Annotated in this window: 15 protein-coding genes and 4 pseudogenes; 8 read left to right on the forward strand and 11 right to left on the reverse strand. The window is 58.5% G+C overall.

The window, feature by feature from the left end; genetic code table 11:
* Positions 1-544, reverse strand: a pseudogene (locus PSH84_RS21065) (dihydrofolate reductase family protein).
* A gap of 754 nt (positions 545-1,298) precedes the next feature.
* Positions 1,299-2,547 (reverse strand): annotated as a pseudogene (locus PSH84_RS21070) (MFS transporter).
* Between the two features lie 102 nt (positions 2,548-2,649).
* On the opposite strand from PSH84_RS21070, the gene PSH84_RS21075 reads away from it, so the two are divergent.
* Complete coding sequence (locus PSH84_RS21075) at positions 2,650-3,618, forward strand: AraC family transcriptional regulator (RefSeq protein WP_305481738.1); 969 nt, start codon at positions 2,650-2,652, stop codon at positions 3,616-3,618.
* An 80-nt stretch (positions 3,619-3,698) separates the two neighbouring features.
* On the opposite strand, the gene PSH84_RS21080 is transcribed toward PSH84_RS21075, so the two are convergent.
* Genes PSH84_RS21080 through PSH84_RS21090 form a run of 3 tightly spaced genes read right to left on the reverse strand, consistent with a single transcriptional unit; the run spans position 3,699 to position 6,367 of the window.
* Positions 3,699-4,553, reverse strand: a complete 855-nt coding sequence (locus PSH84_RS21080) for an SDR family NAD(P)-dependent oxidoreductase (RefSeq protein ID WP_305467354.1) — start codon at positions 4,551-4,553, stop codon at positions 3,699-3,701.
* A 28-nt stretch (positions 4,554-4,581) separates the two neighbouring features.
* Positions 4,582-5,442, reverse strand: a complete 861-nt coding sequence (locus tag PSH84_RS21085; protein ID WP_305481739.1) for an SDR family NAD(P)-dependent oxidoreductase — start codon at positions 5,440-5,442, stop codon at positions 4,582-4,584.
* A gap of 4 nt (positions 5,443-5,446) precedes the next feature.
* Complete coding sequence (locus tag PSH84_RS21090) at positions 5,447-6,367, reverse strand: alpha/beta hydrolase (protein ID WP_305481740.1); 921 nt, start codon at positions 6,365-6,367, stop codon at positions 5,447-5,449.
* Between the two features lie 133 nt (positions 6,368-6,500).
* Between PSH84_RS21090 and PSH84_RS21095 the strand changes: the two genes are divergently transcribed.
* From PSH84_RS21095 to PSH84_RS21105, 3 genes and pseudogenes are all read left to right on the forward strand, one after another.
* On the forward strand, positions 6,501-7,517 hold the full coding sequence (locus tag PSH84_RS21095) for an AraC family transcriptional regulator (protein WP_305467359.1): 1,017 nt from the start codon (positions 6,501-6,503) through the stop codon (positions 7,515-7,517).
* Between the two features lie 240 nt (positions 7,518-7,757).
* The gene (locus PSH84_RS21100) at positions 7,758-8,345 is read left to right on the forward strand and encodes a DUF805 domain-containing protein (RefSeq protein ID WP_305481741.1); all 588 of its coding nucleotides are present in this window, start codon (positions 7,758-7,760) and stop codon (positions 8,343-8,345) included.
* Between the two features lie 248 nt (positions 8,346-8,593).
* A pseudogene (locus tag PSH84_RS21105) lies at positions 8,594-8,950 on the forward strand (IS5/IS1182 family transposase); the annotation flags it as partial.
* Positions 8,951-9,024: 74 nt separating this feature from the next.
* Here PSH84_RS21105 and tssI read toward each other — a convergent pair.
* Both tssI and PSH84_RS21115 read right to left on the reverse strand, forming a co-directional pair.
* The gene (tssI, locus tag PSH84_RS21110) at positions 9,025-10,353 is read right to left on the reverse strand and encodes a type VI secretion system tip protein TssI/VgrG (RefSeq protein WP_305481742.1); all 1,329 of its coding nucleotides are present in this window, start codon (positions 10,351-10,353) and stop codon (positions 9,025-9,027) included.
* 136 nt (positions 10,354-10,489) lie between these two features.
* Positions 10,490-11,593: a polyamine ABC transporter substrate-binding protein gene (locus PSH84_RS21115; RefSeq protein WP_305467362.1), complete on the reverse strand. Its 1,104-nt coding sequence runs from the start codon at positions 11,591-11,593 to the stop codon at positions 10,490-10,492.
* A 138-nt stretch (positions 11,594-11,731) separates the two neighbouring features.
* Here PSH84_RS21115 and PSH84_RS21120 point away from each other — a divergent pair, with 138 nt between their 5' ends.
* Positions 11,732-12,523, forward strand: coding sequence for a response regulator transcription factor (locus PSH84_RS21120; protein ID WP_305481743.1), 792 nt, complete (start codon positions 11,732-11,734; stop codon positions 12,521-12,523).
* A gap of 28 nt (positions 12,524-12,551) precedes the next feature.
* On the opposite strand, the gene argC is transcribed toward PSH84_RS21120, so the two are convergent.
* The gene (gene argC / locus PSH84_RS21125) at positions 12,552-13,481 is read right to left on the reverse strand and encodes an N-acetyl-gamma-glutamyl-phosphate reductase (protein ID WP_305481744.1); all 930 of its coding nucleotides are present in this window, start codon (positions 13,479-13,481) and stop codon (positions 12,552-12,554) included.
* 115 nt (positions 13,482-13,596) lie between these two features.
* Between argC and PSH84_RS21130 the strand changes: the two genes are divergently transcribed.
* Positions 13,597-14,481 carry a LysR family transcriptional regulator gene (locus tag PSH84_RS21130; protein WP_305481745.1) on the forward strand — a complete coding sequence of 295 codons (885 nt, stop codon included), beginning with the start codon at positions 13,597-13,599 and terminating at the stop codon, positions 14,479-14,481.
* A gap of 119 nt (positions 14,482-14,600) precedes the next feature.
* Entirely contained in the window at positions 14,601-15,560 is a 960-nt protein-coding gene (locus PSH84_RS21135; RefSeq protein WP_305481746.1) for a hypothetical protein, read from the forward strand.
* A 6-nt stretch (positions 15,561-15,566) separates the two neighbouring features.
* Here the strand turns inward: PSH84_RS21135 and PSH84_RS21140 are convergent, their stop codons facing one another.
* From PSH84_RS21140 to PSH84_RS21150, 3 genes and pseudogenes are all read right to left on the reverse strand, one after another.
* Positions 15,567-15,893: an antibiotic biosynthesis monooxygenase family protein gene (locus PSH84_RS21140; RefSeq protein ID WP_122565732.1), complete on the reverse strand. Its 327-nt coding sequence runs from the start codon at positions 15,891-15,893 to the stop codon at positions 15,567-15,569.
* A gap of 41 nt (positions 15,894-15,934) precedes the next feature.
* Positions 15,935-16,907, reverse strand: a pseudogene (locus tag PSH84_RS21145) (zinc-dependent alcohol dehydrogenase family protein).
* Between the two features lie 63 nt (positions 16,908-16,970).
* Entirely contained in the window at positions 16,971-17,273 is a 303-nt protein-coding gene (locus tag PSH84_RS21150; protein ID WP_122565734.1) for an ArsR/SmtB family transcription factor, read from the reverse strand.
* A gap of 170 nt (positions 17,274-17,443) precedes the next feature.
* On the opposite strand from PSH84_RS21150, the gene PSH84_RS21155 reads away from it, so the two are divergent.
* A complete protein-coding gene (locus tag PSH84_RS21155; protein ID WP_122565735.1) occupies positions 17,444-19,303 on the forward strand; it encodes an ABC transporter ATP-binding protein in 1,860 nt (619 codons plus the stop codon).
* The last annotated feature ends 108 nt before the right edge of the window (positions 19,304-19,411 follow it).

Below are 19,411 nucleotides of genomic sequence, written 5' to 3' on the forward strand. Positions count from 1 at the left end.
TCAAGTCCCACCGGTGGTTCGGTAGGTGGATTGCACCAATCCCGAAGGAAAGCTGCGGCTGGATACGAGTTTCAAATCCAGATCCCGCTCAAGCCCGCCAAACAATGGCCGCCCTGAGCCAATCAACACGGGGATGGTAGTGAGCACCATATCGGTGACCAACCCCTTCGCGCAGGAACGACTGCACCACCCGCCCACCATCTACATAGACACGCTGCACGCCTTGGCCCTCCAGCTCCGTCAGCAATTCCTTGGGGGCCAGGTTGGAAAAACGCAACTTGCCCTTCAACGCCTCGGGCACCGGCGATTCGGCCAACTGTTCGGACAGCACCACCACGGGCCGGTCGTAGAACCAGGTGTCGAAAGTCCGCACCTTCTCATAGCTCCCGCGGCCCATCACGATGACGTCCTTGTCGGCAATGAAAGCTGAATAGCCGTGGTCCTCGGAGGGGTCGTCGCGCTGTAGAAGCCAGTCGATGTCACCGTCGGGCCGGGCGATGAAGCCATCCAGGCTAGTGGCGATGAAGACATGGACGGTAGGCATTGGGGGGCTCCTTGGTCGTAATGGGTGTGGGGGTGTGATCGTGAGGTGAATGGTATCGATTCAGATGCGGATCGAATGTTTGATCAGGCGGCGGTTTCGGCCAAAAGCATGAAGGTTTGCCTGGACACGAACGCACCCGGCTTGCTCAGCGACGCCACACCCGTCCGTCATCGCTCACCACCCAAGGTGATTGATCAGCAAGAATACGCACCCCGCCGACCCAACGCTCTGCTGGCGCGTAATCGAGCCAGTTGATATGTCCGCGCAGCATTTGCTCGCCCAAGACAGTAATACGAACAAGGCGCCTCTGCCATTCGCCTCCCGACTGTTCGTACACCAGGGGATATGGCGCATCGATCAACGGTCGTAGCAGCGCATGGAACATCTCCTCACCGAGCGAGCGTCGTTGCAACCAGAGCCAGGGGAGCAAGCTAGCAGTGGATCAGCTACTGCCCTGGCAATTTGAAGCGTGCCGGCCATAAGGCTGAAAACCGCCATCGCCCGTTTTTGATTGTGTTCAGACTTCGGATTTTTGGAATAACTCTGCGAGGCTTCGAACATACGCGACCAGGCCCTCTTCATAGGGTTCCTTTGTCGGATCTGGCTGGCGACCTATTTCAGGCAATAAAGCCGCAGAAGACATCCGTCCTCGTATCCCTTCAGGTGTGATGTGTTCAGATATCGCCGAATGGCATCTTCGATTCAATTCACCGATTGAAGGAAAGCTAATCGTTACTGAATATACAAAGCCGGATCAAATGTGCAGCGCCGGCCTGACCTGGGCACCGCCACCAGCAGAAGGAACCCGGACACGCCACGCAATCAGCAACGCGGCCAGCAGCATCAGCACGGCCGCCGCTACGAATACGCCCGCGCTGCCACCGAGGCTGAACATCGCACCGCCAGCGGCGGCGCCTGTTGCGATGGCCGACTGCACAGAGGCCACCACCATCCCCCCGGCGCTTTCCGCCTGATCAGGTATTGCGCTGGCGACCCAGTTCGACCACGCCACCGGCACACCACCAAAGGCCAGTCCCCAGACCGCCAGCAGTACCACTTGCCCCGGCACCGAGGCCGGCAACAGCACCAACGCCAGTGCGGCAACGCCCACCAGCGCGGGCATCAACACCAAGGTGGCCAGAGGATGACGCTCAAGCAGCCACCCGGCCAACAGCGTGCCGCCGAAGTTCGCCACACCGAAACCCCAGCAGCATCAGTGACAGCCCTTGCGGGCCGATGCCGGTAGTGCCCTCGAGGAATGGCCGAACATAGGTGAACATCGCGAAATGGCCGCTGTGCACCAGCACACAACCGAACATACCCATGGCGATGCCCGGGCGTCGCAACACTTCGAGTACGGTGCGCAGGCGTGCCGGCGTGCGCGGCGCAAGGCGCGGCAGCGTGAACGACTGGAAAGCCAGGGTCACCACACCGACCGCCGCCGCTGCAAAGAACGCGCTGCGCCAGCCATATAAGCCGCCCAGGTAACTGCCCAGCGGGACCGCAACCACCGTCCCGACGGCAATGCCGCTGAAAATAATCGAGAGCGCTCGGGGCAACAACGCCCCCGGTACCAAGCGCATCGCCACCGCTGCCGCCATGCTCCAGAATCCGCCGAGGGCGATACCCAGCAAGATACGCATCACCAATAGCACCGCGAAACTGGAGGAAACGGCGACCAGAAGATTGGATGCGATCATCAACGTGGAAAAACCCAGCAGCACCCAGCGGCGGTCGATACCGCGGGTCAGGCCTGGCACCAACAAGCCCGCGAACAGTGCCACGGCTGTCACCGTTACCGCCTGTCCCGCCAGCGCTTCGGACACGCCCAGATCGGTAGCCATCGGCGTCAACAGGCTGGCCGGAAGGTACTCAGCGGTGAGCAATCCGAACACACCCATTGCCAACGAGAACACTGCCATCCACGCAGGGGTTGCAGGCTCTGCATCCAGCCCGACGCCGGGCCGGCTGTCAGATACGGCATTACAAACACAGTCAGTCATTGCAAGGATCTCCCAATCTTAATCGCGACCCGCAGTCTAGGCGCGGGAATCTGGATGATCTATGATCGAAAACCTCGATTTCTTGACTGAAACACCTGAACAATGCCTACCGATCAGTTTGCCCTCTCCTCGGATCTCATCAATGAGCTGCTGCGCGGTATGCGCCTGCGTGGCGTCGAATACCGACGTATCCAAGCCGGTCCAGCCTTCGGCCTGGGCTTCGCTGACAAACCCGGGCATGCGTGGTTCCACTTCCTGGCGGTCGGCAATGCAGTGCTGCGGATGGAGGACGGGACAACGTACGCGCTGTCTGCCGGCAACGCCGTATTCATCGCCCATGGCGCGGCTCACCAACTGCTTTCCCATACGGACGTGCCTGTTCAGGACGTCGACCGTTTGGATGGCGCCCCCCTCGGTGATGCCGTCAGCGCGGTGGAGACCGGAGCCGATGCAGGCCCCACGCCGAGCACCCTTTTGTTCAGTGGCTGCATGGAATTTGAACTGGGCAGTATCCATGGCCTTGGCCGGCTGATGCCGGGTCTGATGCTGATCGATGCCGGCGGCCAGCGTTATCCCGGGCTGGTGCCAATCCTGACCACCATGGAACGCGAGGTCAGCGCCGCACGTATCGGCTTCGCCGGCATCCTCGCGCGTCTGGCCGACGTGGTGGCCGCCATGGTCGTCCGCGGCTGGGTGGAGTGCGCCTGCGGTAATGCCTCTGGCCTGGTCGCCGCATTGCGCGATCCACGCTTGGCCGGTGCGCTTCTCGCGCTCCATCAACAACCGGGGCGCGACTGGACCGTTGCGCAACTGGCGGAGCAATGCAATACCTCGCGCTCGGTCTTCGCGGACCGTTTCCAGGTGACGATTGGCATGGCCCCGCTGCGCTACGTCACCGAACTGCGGATGCGGCTTGCGAGCCAGTGGCTGACGCTCGAAAGGCTGCCGATTGAAGAGGTGGCGCAGCGCTTGGGCTACACCTCTCAGGCCGCGTTCAGTCGCGCATTCAAGCGCATTACGGGCAAGACGCCTGGGTTAAGTCGTCAGTCGAGGCCGTCCGCTGTTCGCTGAAGCCGAGCGAGAGTGGTGGGTGAGCCATATGAACGGCTTTGCGCTGTTGGGGGCATTTGGTGGTTTTCGGCCAGAAGCGGTCATTCGTTCAGGCCGCTCCAGGTCTTGCCTTCATCGCTGAGCCTCACTGCTTCCGCGACTTTTCTAGGGTCGAAACCGATCCACTCGATAAGCCGGCGCAGCAAGCCCGGGGCTTTCGCGACCAGCCCCTGGCTTCTTGGCACCGTCACCAGATCATGCCGCTGCTCAATGCACTCCACCAGGGCGGCTACCACCTGCTCCAGCGCAACAAACTGCCAGATCCCCCGATGGTTGTTCCAAACCAGGGTAGAAGACGGCCCATCGATGACCGCCTCCATCATCGGCGTTTGGAAGAAAGTCGGGTGGAACGAGCCGACGCCAACGCCATGCTGACGAAGCTCCAGGCGCAAGCTGTCACACAGGGCCCAGACTCCGGCCTTGCTGGCGGTGTAGGCCGTATTCAACGGCGAATGGACGAAAGCCGCCATGGACGAGATGGCCAGTAGATAGCCCTGGCGCGCCTTCACATAGGGCAGCGCAGCGCGGAAGGCGCGCGCCACGCCGTTGAGGTTGATATCGATGACCCGCTCAAACGTGGCGGGGTCAATGTACTCCAGGGCGACCACCGAGCTAACACCAGCACCGGCGACCACTACATCAATTGCGCCGAAATGCTGCGCGGCCTCCTTCAGCGCTGTTTCCAGACTCTCAATTGAGCGCACGTTGGCCACCCAACCGGCAGCGACATCGGGCCCGCCCAGGGTGACAGCCATGGCATTCAGGCTATCCGGATCGAGATCCAGCAAGACCAGCTTCGCGCCTTTGTCGCGCAGGGCCTGCGCGGCGGCCCTGCCGAGACCACCGGTGGCACCAGTGATGGCGATGACGCGGTCGTTCAGTGAATAGTTTTTCATGGGTGAACCTTAAGCAAGTAGTGGGGCATCAACCTGGGGTCTGGTTGCGAACAGCCTCTTCCAACTGGTGGAGCAACCGTTGCAGGCTGGCATGGCGTGCCAGATGCCAGTCGGTGAAAACGTTGAACAGGCCGCGCATCAGGGAGATGGGCGCCCAGCGAGCCGGTACAACGATGCGCGGCTGGCGCTTTTGCAGACCGCGCACCACGCCACATGCCACCTGTTCCGGTGCAATCGCCCGGTGCAGGAAAGCCGGCAATAGGGTCTCGTTCATCTGGGTGGCGATAGCGTTGCCGCCGAAGGCGACTTTGGCGATGGCGGTCGCCGTCCAGCCGGGATAGAGCACGCTGGCGCTGGCCCCGGTCGCACCCAACTCGGCGCGCAGCGAGCGGGCCAGCGACTCCACCGCCGCCTTGCTCGCGGCATAGGGGGCGTTGGCCATGCCGTTCAAGTAGGCATAGGTCGATGACGTGACCAGCACCTGGCCCCCGTTGCGCACGACCTCCGGCAGTGCGGCACGCATCGTGTGCCACACACCCAACAGATCCACCTCAATGATGCGGCGGAACTCCGTTTCGTCGCAGGTGCGTAGGGTCGCCGGTACGCCCCGCCAGGAGATGCCGGCATTGGCGAAGGCCACATCGAGACGGCCGAAGCGCTCGACTGCTTGGCGTACCACTGCCTTCGCCGCCTCGGCGTCGGTGACGTCGAACGCCAGCGGCAACACGCGTTGGCTGTTGAACTCCTGGGCCAGCTTGCTCACCGCGTCCTGCGAGGTATCGGTCAACACCAGGCTGGCGCCCTGCACATACAGTTCGCGTGCACTGGCGGCGCCAATTCCGCCCGCTGCGCCGGTGATCAGCACCACTTTGCCTTGAAGGTCGTACATATTCTTATCTCTTGGTTGGGATGCTTGGCACGTTGCGTTTGAGGAAGTCGAGTTGGTCACCCACCACCTGCTCGAAGGCTTCGCCCACATAAATATCGAAGTGCCCATGGGCATAGCGCTTGATCTCATGGCGTGGCGCGCGCCGAGCGTGACGCAGCGTCCGCTTCGCCGGTGCCACGCTGTCGGGATCACACACGCAAAACAACACGGGGGCCTGGATACGGGGCGTACTGCGCCCGGGGTAGTAGCAAATGATGTCCAAGGCAAAGCGCGCGGCGGCCTCTTTGCGGATACGCGTACCTGGAGGGATCAGCCCGTTATAGCCACTCCAGGCATCCGGCGAAGTCATGAATGCCGTATCGCCAGGTTGACCGGCAAGCGGCACCAGAATGGGTTTGGCGCCGAACCACGAGCCGATACGATCGGCCAAGGCCAGCACGGTGAGGCGAAGTGACACCAGCGGTTCGGAGGCAAGACTGGAGCTCAGGCCGTCGGTGAAGGGACATTGGGAGATGACAGCGGCCACCCTGGCATCGTCGGCGGCAGTGGCCAGCACGTGGCCGCCACCGAACGAGGTGCCCCAGATAACCACCAGCTGCGGGTCCACATCCGCGAGGCTGCGGGCGTGATCTATCGCGGCTTTCCAGTCGTCGAGCTGGCGGTTGATATCCAGCAGTTGGCGTGGCTCGCCCTCGCTATCGCCGAAGTGGCGATAGTCGAACACTAGACAGGCGTAGCCGGCGGCGGCGAAGCGTTCGGCAAAGGCAGGCAGACGCATCTTGCGCGTCCCGCCAAGCCCATGCGCCATCACCACCACCGGGAAAGGTCCGGCACCCAGTGGGCGGTAAAAGTCGGCAACGCAACGCGAGCCGCTGGAGAAGAACTGGATGATCGTTGGTGCCAGAAGATCGGTGATCGTGTTCATGAACGGCATCCGCTGCAATGGCTGGAGTGCCGTCATTTTCGGCCGCTGCCGTTAGAAAGACTTGACGGTATCCGACGACTCGCTTGACACTTTGCGCCAAACAACAAAAGGCCAACCCACCCAAAGAGGCCCGATGAGCCAGCCTTTGTATAGGCGAGTGGTGCCCGAGACCTACGTGCAACTGCTCTATGAATACCTGGAGGCGCTCGGTCATGAGCCCGAGTCGGTACTTGGCCAGCCCTGGCCCACACCTGCCCAAGAGGGTGGCGGCGGCGTTGACGTGGAATGCTGGGATCGCCTGCTGGTGACAGCGGCGCGAATGTTGGGCGATCCACTGTTAGGGCTGCACCTCGGTCAAACCATCAGCGCGCGGCATATCGGTGTGCTCGGATCGGTGCTGCTGGCCTGCGGAAATCTCGGTACAGCTCTGCAACGCCTGGAGCGCTACATTCGCCTGGTGTACGACGTCATTCCCATGACTCGCCGCGACGGCGACGGCTGGTTCGAACTGGCTTGGGATGTCAGCCAGTACCAGCCCGGCCCCTTGGTGAACGAAACCGGTATGGTTGCCATAGTGCAGTTCTGCCGTGCCCTAGTGCGCGGCACGGCCAACCCGTTGCGGATTGATTTCAATCATCCTGCCCCCCTCGACATCAGCCCGTACGAAGCCTTCTTCGGTTGCCCGGTACGCTTCGGTCAGGCCGAGGCGGTCCTGCGCTTCTCCGCGCAACTGATTGAACTGCCCTTTAAAAGTCCCGACCCGGCGCTGGTCTCCCTGTTGGAACAACATGCGGATCGCCTGCTGACCCAGTTGCCACAGCAGGATGAGATCGTAGAACAGCTGCGCAAGGCCATCACCCGTGCCTTGCGCGAAGGTGAGCCGAACATAGAGCGGATAAGCCCCCAACTGCGCATCTCCTCACGCACGCTACAGCGCCGTCTACAAGAAGCCGGCACCAGCTTTCGCCATGAACTGAACCTGGTCCGCCACGAACTGGCGCTGTCGTACCTGCGCGATCCACGCCTGCAAATCGTGGATATCGCCATGCTGCTGGGCTATTCGGAGCACAGCGCCTTCACTCGCGCCTTCAAGGATTGGAGCGGAAGGTCGCCCCATGAGGCCAGGCAACTCAATCCGGAGAATTACTGAGGGGGAAGTGCGCGGAATTAAGGGATCCCTCAGGGACATGACCCGCCTTCTTACTAGCGGCAAAACACTTCATAAGGTGTACTGCGCGCACCATGCGACAGACCCACACATGCTGTGGTGCACACAGCCCCCCTTACACGATAGCGTCTTCTCTTGAGTTTGATGCCGGCCTTCGATTAGATATGAGGCGTAAACGTTGTGACGTGAATAGCACCATAAAACACAGGGGAGTAGCACTAAATGGCAAGGATAGAACCCGTTTTCGGCAGCATCAGCAGCGAAATCGAAAACCCATACCAACCGGGTGACGCCCAACTGATTGACGACGAGGTTGTCACGTTTTCAAAACCCAAGATTCTTGATTTTTCCGGGCGTATTTCTCTGGCGCGCTTCTGGCTGATTCGTGTGCCCTTGGTGCTGGTTCTTCCGTGCATTTTGCTGTGGTTCTTTATGGTGGGGTTGCGCCATCAACTGGTGGTTTTGCTGATAGTCGGTGTCACCGTTGTCGTTCCTGCCATCCTGCTCGACGTGTCTCTACTGGTGCGCAGGGCACGTGATCTAGGCTGGAGTCCGATGATATGGGGAATTCTCTTCGTGTTCCCTGTTATCGGCTTTGTGATAACGCTTCCGCTCGTCATGCTGCCGGGGCGTAAAGCGATCAATAAATACGGCCCGCCCAATCCACCTCTCTCGACGTTGGTAAAGCTACTTACCGCGCTGTTGGTGGTGCTGGTGCTTGTAACTTCAACCGTGCTAGTTGCGTATTTTCCCCAATACCACCCACAGGCACTCTACGAGCGGTTCTTTAATGCATTGGCTCAGGCATAACGTTAGCGTACGCGAAGTCCATGCTTCGCCTCATTGCGCGGCGCCAAGTGCTCAGGTGCCTTTGTAGAGAGCGCTGCGCGCACCACGCGGTAGCCCTGCGTACGCCGCGGTGACGTCCATTGGGAAAAGAGAGCAGATTTGTTTCTCTGCTCTAGACGTCCGCTCTTGGCCGATTCTGTTGAAAAAGTAGCTCCCCTGTCTGGCCTGCGTGCAAAATCTTCGCATCGGCCAGCAGGGAAGCACACAGCATGAAGGGACAGTTATCGAGTGGACAGGAACGGCTGTTTTACTCGTTCAATCTCGAAGATCACATCCCAACTAATCACCTTCTGCACAGCATTGATCAGTGTCTTGATCTGAGCGATCTGCGCCATTACCTCGCCGACTTCTATAGCCCGATTGGGGACGGCGATCTGTTTCGCTGGTTGTTCAATGAAGTGCTGCGTCGCTGCATGGACGCAGGCCTGGTCAAAGGCGAAGGCTTTGCTGTGGACGCCAGCATCATCAAGGCGGATGCGAGTCGGCAGCGCGAAGTACCGGGTGATGAGCCGGTCAACTGGAGCGATCCGTCCCTGAAAGAATCGGCCGAAGGCGTCCGGTTGGAATGATGGAGTCTGGCCCAAAAGCAGATGCTCAGCAGTACCCACAGTGCCCCTAAGCAAAGCAGCGGCTGGACGCCTTAACGACAACACAAGCACCCACTGATCAGCGGCCGATCAGGGTCGTTTTCAAAAAATGTAACCACCACTTCCATGCCCGTCCGGGGCGGTCCCATCTCACAACGCCAATCGGAGCCCCCCTTCAACCAACAACAACTCTTGTCATCAAATCTGTCTTCGCCGTCCCAGGGGAATCTGACCTTGATCCTTGCGAAGCGCCGATCACTCTGGATCTCTTCGTCTTCCAGCGCGATGACTACAGCGCTCTGGTCGCTTGGCATCCGAGGTTTTTTGTGGGCCAACGACGGACGATAGGACACATTCCATGGAAGAACGATAAAGCGGTTGCGGTAGCCCTGATGAACGTCATCTTCGTTGTCAGTGTTGCCACCGGCGACGTGCTCATCCAATACCTGTGGTTGCCGGCCTTCGTGGATGACCTGGGTCAACAGCCATGGGGCGTTCCACTCCTCGCGCGGATGGCCTGAGATTTCCACTACATGGCCGCTGACGAAACGAGTCTGGTCACTCTGCCCTTCAGCTTGGCGATAAGCCGCATGGCGGCGCTCCCTGGTACGAAGACGTATCTGCTTGCCGTGTTCATGACCGGTGAAACGCTCCGGCCTGCCATCGTCTTCAATGTCCAGCTGTTGCTCGACATCATCGTTGTAGTGCGAGATACGACGGGTGAGCTGTCCCAGACGCAGGTTGATGCGCTTGATCAGTGGCTCGTTGGCCAACCTATCGTGCTCTTGCCCATAGGCAGTGGGTTGCCCAATCCTGGGGAAAACCGTCTGATCATCACCAAAGACCAGCACGTGGCCTTGAGTGCTGTGCTGGAAGTGAAAGTGGATACCTTCTTCTTCGCACAAGCGCTGAATAAAGTGCAAATCCGTTTCGTCGTACTGGGTGCAGTAATCACGCTGAGGGTAGGTCGCTTCCAGATGAAACCGATAGGCGTCACCCAGGATGCCGTGTTCTTCCAATATCAAGGCAACGATTTTCGGCACCGAGAACCGTTGATAGATCCTCTGGTTGATACGGTGACGCAAGTAGGACAGGTGCGGTACGAGGGCCAAGCGGTAATGTGTCAAACGCTGGCCATGACCGCTTTGTGCAATGTGGTAGACCCGTCCATGAATGCCGTTGTTCTTCGCGTCTAACGTCAGAAAAGCCTCTTTGTCGAAGAGGCTTTCGAGATCCAGATCAGACCGCTCACTCACACACTCCACGTTGAAGAGGTAAGGCCTGTTGATCCCCTCCTCTCCAGTGAATGCGAGCACTTGAAAATCGTGTTCGAAACCGTTGATGGTCAAACTGAACTGCGTTTGATTGGCTGGGGTGAACATCCGCTGTTCTCTTTTTACATAAGGCGGCGCAATGGACCGGAAGACACCGGACTGATGAATTGGCAGATAACCAGCCCTGCGCCCCCGTATATCGGCGTTTACAGCTTACTTTCCAGACATACAACTCAAAGCCAGATCACACACCACTCTTCACTTTGGTCCAGATCCGTGTGCGGATTCGCTCCAGTTTCAAGGGCAGTGGTTCAAGTGGAATAAGTGTAGCGATGGTCTTCTTGTCTGGATAAATCCAAGGATTGTCTCGCAGCTTCTGCTCGACAAACTCGGTGGCATCCTTGTTTGCGTTGGGGTATAGCGTGTGGTTTGAGGTCTTGGCGATAATTTCTGGTCGCAACATGTAATTAATGAAGGCCATGCCTGCCTTGGGATGGGGCGCATCTTTTAGCAGTACCAGGTTCTCCGACCAGGACAGCGCGCCTTCGCGAGGAAGACTGTAGTTAATCTTGCGTCCCGTGTTGGACTTCTCGTTGATGGCCTGTGCAGCAAGGGCACCATTGGCCCATCCGACCACTGCACAAATATTGCCGTCAGCCAGGTCGGCGTCGATTCTGGACGAGTCGAAATAAAGAATGTAAGGACGGATTTTCAACAGTAGGGCTTGAGCTTTCTGGTAATCATCCGGGTTCTTGCTATTGCTAGGGAGCCCAAGGTAGTTCAAGGCAATCGAAATGATCTCACTTGGAGAGTCAAGCATTGCCACGCCACACGACTGGAGCTTACTGATGTTTTCTTCTTTGAAGATCAGGTCCCAGCTATTCACCGGAGCATTATCACCCAATGCTGCTTTGACTTTGTCAACGTCATAACCAATGCCGGTAGTGCCCCACAAATAGGGTACGGCGTAGCGGTTACCAGGATCATTGACCGCGAGTTGGGACAAGATATCAGGATCGATATGTGAAAAGTTACTCAGTTGATTGCGATCCAAAGGCTGAAGAACTCCCGCCTGGATCAGGCTTGGCAACACATTGGAGGTCGCCACCACCACGTCGTACCCGGTGCGACCGGCCATGACTTTGCTCTGCATGATTTCGGCGCTGTCGAACGCATCCATATGCACGCCCGTGCCAGTTTCCTGCTCAAATTCCTTTGGCGTCTCCGGCGCAAGCAACCCGAACCAGTTATACAAATACATCCCCGGTTCTACAGCCGCCACAGATGTGCTTATCCCCGCACAGAGAAGCGAGGCCGAAAAAATGGTTCGCAAATGTGACTTTCTCATGCAACATCCTTGTCAAGACGATACGCCCTCATGGCCATCGTAAACCCTAGCAGCGAATATACCGAGTGTTACTGAATAGTAAATACCTACGAATACTTACCTTTGACCTGCGACTACCTAACCCTAAAGGGGTAGAAAATGCCGTTTGACCTCCATAGCCTGGCTTGGCATCGATCGATTGGGAAGCTGATCATGCAGTTGAATCGTCCAGACTTCTGGAGTTCACTGGTTCGCACATTAAATGAATATGTACAGATCGATAATTGGGTTGTATTGATCTTCAGCAATCAACACGTGCAGGTCGTCAGCCTTCCTGAAGTAGCGGATGCGGAAGAAGTTGACGCATTCATTCATCGCTACGTGAAAGGTCTTTACTTGCTGGATCCGGTTTATATCGCTCATCGAGAAAACCCACAGAGTGGCTTCTTCCACCTATTGGACATTGCACCGGAATACTTTCTTGAAACCGAGTACTACCACAAGTATTTTGCACAATACATCTCCATGGATGAGGCACAGTACAATGTCCAGCTCGACCCCGACCGAACCTTATGCATTTCCATCGGCAGCAAAGTCCGTTTTAACCAGGAACAAATAACCCTGCTCGACATCATCAAACCGTGGGTAACTGCATTGATGCATCAGCGCATGGGGTTTGAAAGTGACGTAGAGAAAACGCTGACCGAGCCGCCTCTGTGGCCAGAAACGGTCAACCAGCTTGGCACACAAATAACAGCACGGGAAAGTGACGTACTGCGCTTATTACTCAGCGGTTTTTCCAATAAAGAAATAGCCGGGAAGCTGTCCCTCTCGGCGGAAACCATAAAAGTCCACCGCCGCAACATTTACGCAAAATTAAACATCAAGTCACAATCAGAGCTGTTTGCTCGATTTTTCATGCCAAAACAGAATGTTCCCGCAACCCATTGAAGTCAGGGCGTCAGGCTGCTTGGCGCTGTCACGCGCCTGCTAGCATCAAGTCCAGATTCTGCACCGCCGCGCCAGCGGCGCCCTTCCCAAGATTGTCAAACACCGCAGCGAGCAAAACCTGCCCGGTCTCATCATTCTCCAACACCGACAACCGCAAATCATCAGTCCCGTTAAGCGCCTGAGGATCAAGGGTCGTCAGCGCTTTGGCTTCCTGCATCGACATTACGTGTACATGGCGCGCATCGGCGTAGTGCTGCGTCAGACACGCATGCAACTGCATCGCGCTCACGCCTGGCGCCAACAACCGGGTTTGCACAGGTATGGTCAGCACGATTCCCTGTCGAAAAGCGCCATAGGCCGGCACAAACATCGGCCGCTCCGTCAGTCCGCTTTGCTGCTGAATCTCCGGAATATGCTTGTGTGCCAGTTCCAGCCCATAGACCTGAAACGCCGACGCCTGTGCTGCGCCCGCCCCTTCATGCTCTTGCACGCCCACCCGCCCTTTTCCGGAATAACCCGACACGGCATGAATGTTCATCGGGTAATCCCTCGGCACTAGTCCGGCCTCCAGCAATGGGCGCAGTAAGCCTATCGCCCCCGTTGGATAGCAACCAGGGTTGCTGACCCGTCGCGCGGTGGCAATGCGCTGGGTCTGCTGCGGATTCATTTCCGCAAAACCATAGGTCCAGTCTGGATGGGTACGGTGCGCCGAACTCGCATCGATCACCCGAACGAGGGGGTTTTCGATGGACGCTACAGCGTCGCGCGCGGCTTGGTCGGGCAAGCACAGAATCGCGATGTCGCAGCGGTTGATGGCTTCGGCGCGACGTTGTGGGTCCTTGCGATATTCGGCGCTGAGGGTGAGCAGCCGCAGATCGCTCCGGTCGTGCAGACGTTGATGGATTTGCAACCCGGTGGTGCCTTGGTCGCCATCGATGAATACAAGGGGACTTGCCATGGGCATGCTCTCGAACAGTGGAAATCAGGAGTCCCAATGTTCAGCGAGGCGCTAAGATAGGAAAAGTTGAATTTATAAACGCTGTAATTCAGTTTTTCTGAATAAGGACGCACTTATGCGGGAAATCAGCCTGGACCGTCTGCGCACGTTGGTGGCGATTGCCGACCTGGGATCGTTTGCCGAAGCAGCGCGTGTGCTGCACCTCGCGCCACCCACCGTCAGCCTGCATATCGCCGACCTGGAGGCACGGCTGGGCGGCAAGCTGTTGTCGCGCACCCGTGGGCGCGTTCAGCCTTCAGCGATAGGGAACACGCTGGTGGAACGCGCGCGACGCCTGTTGGCGGACGCGGAGCAGGCGCTTGAGGAAGTGGAACGTCAGGTACAGGGATTGGCCGGGCGTGTGCGGCTAGGCGCGTCCACCGGGGCCATCGCACAGTTGCTGCCGAACGCTTTGGAGACGTTGAACCAACGCCACCCCGCGATCGATGTGCACGTCGCGGTGCTCACCTCCCAGGAAACCCTGAAGAAGCTTGCCGAGGGCTCCTTGGAGATCGGTCTGGTCGCGCTGCCGCAGCCGCCGGTGAAGGGCTTGCGGATCGAGCCGTGGCGACGGGACCCGGTCATGGCCTTCTTGCCGGCTCGCTGGGAATGCCCGGCTACCGTGACGCCCGGTTGGCTATCCGCCCAGCCGCTGATTTTGAACGACACCAGCACTCGCCTTTCGCGCTTGACGTCGGAGTGGTTCGCCAGTGACGGTCGACAGCCTGTGCCGCGCATTCAATTGAATTACAACGATGCGATCAAGAGCCTGGTGGCGGCGGGATATGGGGCGACGTTGTTGCCCCATGAGGCTTCCACGCCATTGCCCGATACCAGGATCGTCATGCGGCCAATAAAGCCCTTGTTGTGGCGTCAACTGGGGATTGCCCACCGCCGTCAAGACATCGAACGGCCTACGCAACACGTGCTGGATGTGTTGTGGGAGTTGAGTGCGCAGTAATTTTGTCTGGGCATGAGGTATTCTGCGCGGCGTAAAAACACGATCCAGGCCTGCGGGGGTGCAACCGCTTGTCAAGGCCCCTCGAATGGTCCTGAAAGACGGTGCATCAGGAGATTTGCATGTTGTTTGGACATCGGTTCGAGCGCACCGCGCAGGATGACCTGCACATCCATTCGCGCAATCTGGTGCAGAGCGCATTCGTGCTGCTGACAGGCGCGCTTGCCTTCATTTTGCCGGTGGCGTTCGCCGTGTTTGTGATCGCGGATGAAGGCTCGCCCCTGACTGACCTGGATCCGCTGACTTCACTGCTGTTCGTGCTCGGGCTATTGCTGATTCCTGCACTCGGCCTACTCCTGATGGTGTACACCGGCATCCGCGAGACCTTGCTGTTATCGCGACGCGACGGTGAAGGCAAGCGCCGCACCCGAAACTTTTTTGGGCGTCGCGAGCGTGTTCATTCGGTCTTTAGAATCGATACCCCCAACTACCTCGAACTTCGCCGCCCCCCAGATGCCGAGCCCGCCTACACCCAGCTGTGGCTGGTGATGCGCGATGGCACCGAGCACCGCCTGACTACTGACAACGTTCCGGTAGTGCCGGGAAGTCAACGCACCGACATGTGGCTGCGTGAACTGGCCGACTACCTGAACGTGGCAGTGCCCACTGAAGTCGTGGTGGGCTCGGCGGCGGCTGTGAAGAAGGCAACCTACAGGCGCGCTCCAGCCCCAACCAGCGGTAAAGCGGTGAGGGAAGCCAGACAGCGCAAAACCAAGGGGCTCAAACCTTCCCATGAGTCCACCGAAAAACTCGGCACGCCCGCACGCGCCCTGCTCCTTCTCATGGGTGTTTTCCTGGCACTATTGGAGCTGAGTCACGTCATCGCATTGGTGCCCGCTCTGTTTGCCGGACGGCTGCGTGTCGGCGGTCGAACGGGCACGACCACCTTCTACTGGGCCGAGCAACCGCTCACCTTCTCATTCAACATGCTGGTGGGCATGGCCGAGGTGTTGATCATCGGACTCATCGCCTGGGGTTGTCTGCACATGGCGATCCGGGGCCGGATGAGTTCCAATCCCTGAAGGTGGTCAATTCGGCCGCCGCTCGGTCAGAAACGGTGAACAGGAAGCTGCTCCCTCGATATGGTAGACCCTCGGTTCTTCCGAAAAATATTCCTCCAAGCCCATCATGAACAGCCGATGGTCTTCACTCTCTTCGAAACCCGGCGTGTGATCCTCGAGTGACTGCCATTGCACGATCAGGTTGAATTGCTCGGGGGTCTCAATCCCTTGCGCTAGTAGGTGACCGCAGTAACCCTTTGCGCGGGTGAGCAAGGGAGCGACCTCGGCAAATGCACGCCTGAACAGTTCAATGCGTTCTTTGTGAATGGGGAGCAGAGCGATCTCATAAATCATGGCGTTCCTCGAAAATGACTTGAACGGTTAAAAGTGCGCACTTACGCGATGAGCGATGGCTCGACTGCTATCGCGATTTTTCCTTGAACGCCGTTGTTGGGACTCTCCAACCGGGCATGGGCGAGCGCAATGTCGGCAAGCGAATAGACGGCGCCAACGTGTGGCCGCAGCTGACCTCGCTCGACCAATGCGCTCAACTCATCGAGCTTGCCGCGGTTCTGCCTTGTGAAAACGAAGTGATAACTCGCGTTCTTGCCCCAGGCCTGGACAAGGTTTTGTGGCTGCGCAATGTCCACGATCGAGACAACGCGGCCAAGCTGTGCCAGCGCGTCGGGGCTGCGCGACAAGGTATTGCCGCCGATGGTGTCGAACACAACATCCACTCCGCGACCACCCGTGTCCCGCATGATGGCGTCGACGTAGTCCTCCTTTTCATAGTCGATGACCACATCGGCTCCCAGGCTTCGCACGAACCCAGCGTTTGACTCACGCACGGTCGTGAACACCCTTGCCCCCATGGCTTTTGCCACCTGGATCGCCACATGACCGACGCCCCCCGCGCCGCCGTGAATCAGGATGCTTTCCCCCACTCTGAGCGCCGCACGCACGATCAATGCTTCCCATACCGTCCCACCAACCAAGCTCAGGCTTGCCGCCTCAAGATGGCTCAGCGAGGAAGGCTTCTTCGCGATGATGGTTTCGGCGGCAACGTGGTACTCGGCATAACTGCCTGGCCCGTCAAATATCTGCGGGGTGTACCAGACTTCGTCTCCTGGAGCGAAGGTGGTCACGCCTGGCCCAACCTCTTCGACGACGCCCGATACATCGTGTCCGGTAATGACCGGCAGTTGCACCAAGTCGGGATAGTCGCCGTCGAACCTGGTAATCCAACGGATTGATGGAGGTTGCGTGCACTCGCACCAAGACTTGTCCGGTGTGCGGTACAGGCTTGGGCACATCGCGGAGTTCGAACGATCCCGACCCACCGAATGATTTAAGTACCATTGCTTTCATTGCAAAACCCTCGAATCTAGAAAAAAGGAATATCGAGATATCTCGATATTTTACAGTAAAAAATTACAGCTCTTTCCCTATGACCTCGGCAAGCGCGCTGATGGTTGCTTCATTGCGTTTGTAGTAGGTCCACTGACCGATACGCCGGACTTCGACCAAGCCCACTCGTTGCAGCGTTGCAAGGTAACCAGACACCGTTGACTGCGACAGGCCGATACCTTCTTGAATACTGCTGACGCAGACTCCAACCGTGAGAACGTCACCTTCATCCTGCGGAGGGAAGTTCTTTGCGGGATCCTTCAAGCCTTTCAAGATTTCCAGGCGTGTAGGGTTCGAGAGCGCTTTGAATATTTCGATCAATTCCATGCCCCGAGAATATCGAGATTTTTCGATATGTCAATACCCTGTTTTGTCCCCCCCTGCAGCCCCCCAACATCCTGGGCAACACGCTAATAGAGCCATATCCACACTTCATATAACCCTCAAAGCAGTCTTTAAATGGCAGAATCCCCGTAATCGATCTTTCGGAGACCCCCATGCTTCGCGTATTTGAACAAAGACTCGACCCTTTCCCACCCGACGAAGTACCCCCGCCACCCGAAGGCCTGGCTCGGTTTCTTTGGGCCTGCACCCGGGGCGCCCGCGGTTACATCCTTGCATTCGCGCTGCTCAGCGCCGGTGTATCGATCTACGAAGCCTGGCTGTTTTCCTTCCTCGGCCAGGTCGTGGATCTGCTCTCGACCTGGCAGGCCGGGGGTGAGGCGGCGGCGCAGGAGAGTCGCGTGCTGTGGGGCATGGGCATCGTCATGGTGGCAAGCATCGGGCTGGTGGCGTTGCGCACCATGGTTCAGCACCAGATATTGGCCATCAACCTGCCGTTGCGGCTGCGTTGGGACTTTCACCGCCTGATGCTGCGGCAAAGCCTTTCATTTTTTTCCGATGAGTTCTCTGGTCGGGTCACCACCAAGGTGATGCAGACGGCACTGGCCGTGCGTGACGTGCTGTTCACCCTGATCGAGATCGCACCCGGCATTGGCGTGTATTTCATTGCGATCATCGCCTTGGCCGGCGGCTTCGCCCTGAAACTGATGTTGCCTTTCCTGGCCTGGATCGTGTTGTTCGGACTGGCCATGCTCTACTTCGTGCCCCGTTTGGGGAAAGTCGGACAGGAACAGGCCCATGCGCGCTCCTCGATGACCGGGCGTATCTCGGACGCCTACACCAACATCACGACCGTGAAGCTGTTCTCCCACTCCAATCGTGAAGCGCACTTCGCGCGCGCGGCCATGGAGGACTTCAAACAGACCGGCTTTCGCCAGATGCGCCTGGTCAGCCAGTTCGAAATCGTCAACCAAGCATTGGTAGTGGGATTGATCATGGCTGCAGGCGGTTATGCCCTTTGGCTGTGGCATCAGGGCGATGTCGGCGCCGGTGCGGTGGCGGCGATCACCGCCATGGCGTTGCGCATCAACGGCATGTCGCATTGGATCATGTGGCAGATGACCTCGCTGTTCGAGAGCATCGGCACCGTGCAGGATGGCATGGACACCCTGACCCGCGGCCCCAAGGTGCAGGACGCGCCGGACGCCGGGGTGCTGGTGACCTCTGGCGGAGCGGTCACCTTCGACAATGTGAGCTTCAACTACAACGGTGAACGCCAGGTGCTCGATGGCTTGAGCCTGAACATTCGCCCGGGCGAGAAAATCGGCCTGGTGGGCCGCTCCGGCGCCGGCAAATCCACGCTCATCAACTTGCTGCTGCGCTTTTATGATGTCGACAGCGGGCAGATTCGCATTGACGGCCAAGACATCGCCCACGTGACGCAGGACAGCCTGCGCAGCGCCATCGGCATGGTCACCCAGGATACGTCCCTGCTGCACCGTTCCATTCGCGACAACATCGCCTACGGCCGACCCGATGCGAGCGACGCACAAATTCGCCGTGCCGCGGCCAATGCCCAGGCCGATGAGTTCATCAGTCAACTGAGCGACCGACAAGGTCACAGCGGCTACGACACCTTGGTGGGCGAGCGCGGCATCAAGCTGTCGGGCGGCCAGCGCCAACGCATCGCGATTGCCCGAGTGATGCTCAAGAACGCTCCGATCCTGCTCCTTGACGAGGCGACCAGCGCGCTGGATTCGGAAGTCGAAGTGGCCATCCAGGAAAGCCTCGATGAAATGATGCAAGGCAAGACCGTCATCGCCATTGCTCATCGACTGTCGACGATTGCGGCGATGGATCGGCTGATCGTCATGGATGATGGACGCATTATTGAACAGGGTACCCACGCTGAATTGCTCGCCAAGAACGGTATCTATGCGCGGCTGTGGCACCATCAGAGTGGCGGGTTCCTGGGTGAGGATCGGTGGGTGAGCGAGGCGATGGATCAGGTATGAGCGTGGATGGCCTGGAGTGATCTGCAGGTGGATGCTTTGGGTCGTCAGTTGTCCTTCACAACGGGGAGCTTTCGGCCAAAAGCGGACGGATGATTCGCACCGGAGACT

Source organism: Pseudomonas beijingensis (assembly GCF_030687295.1).
Taxonomy (GTDB): Bacteria; Pseudomonadota; Gammaproteobacteria; order Pseudomonadales; family Pseudomonadaceae; genus Aquipseudomonas; species Aquipseudomonas beijingensis.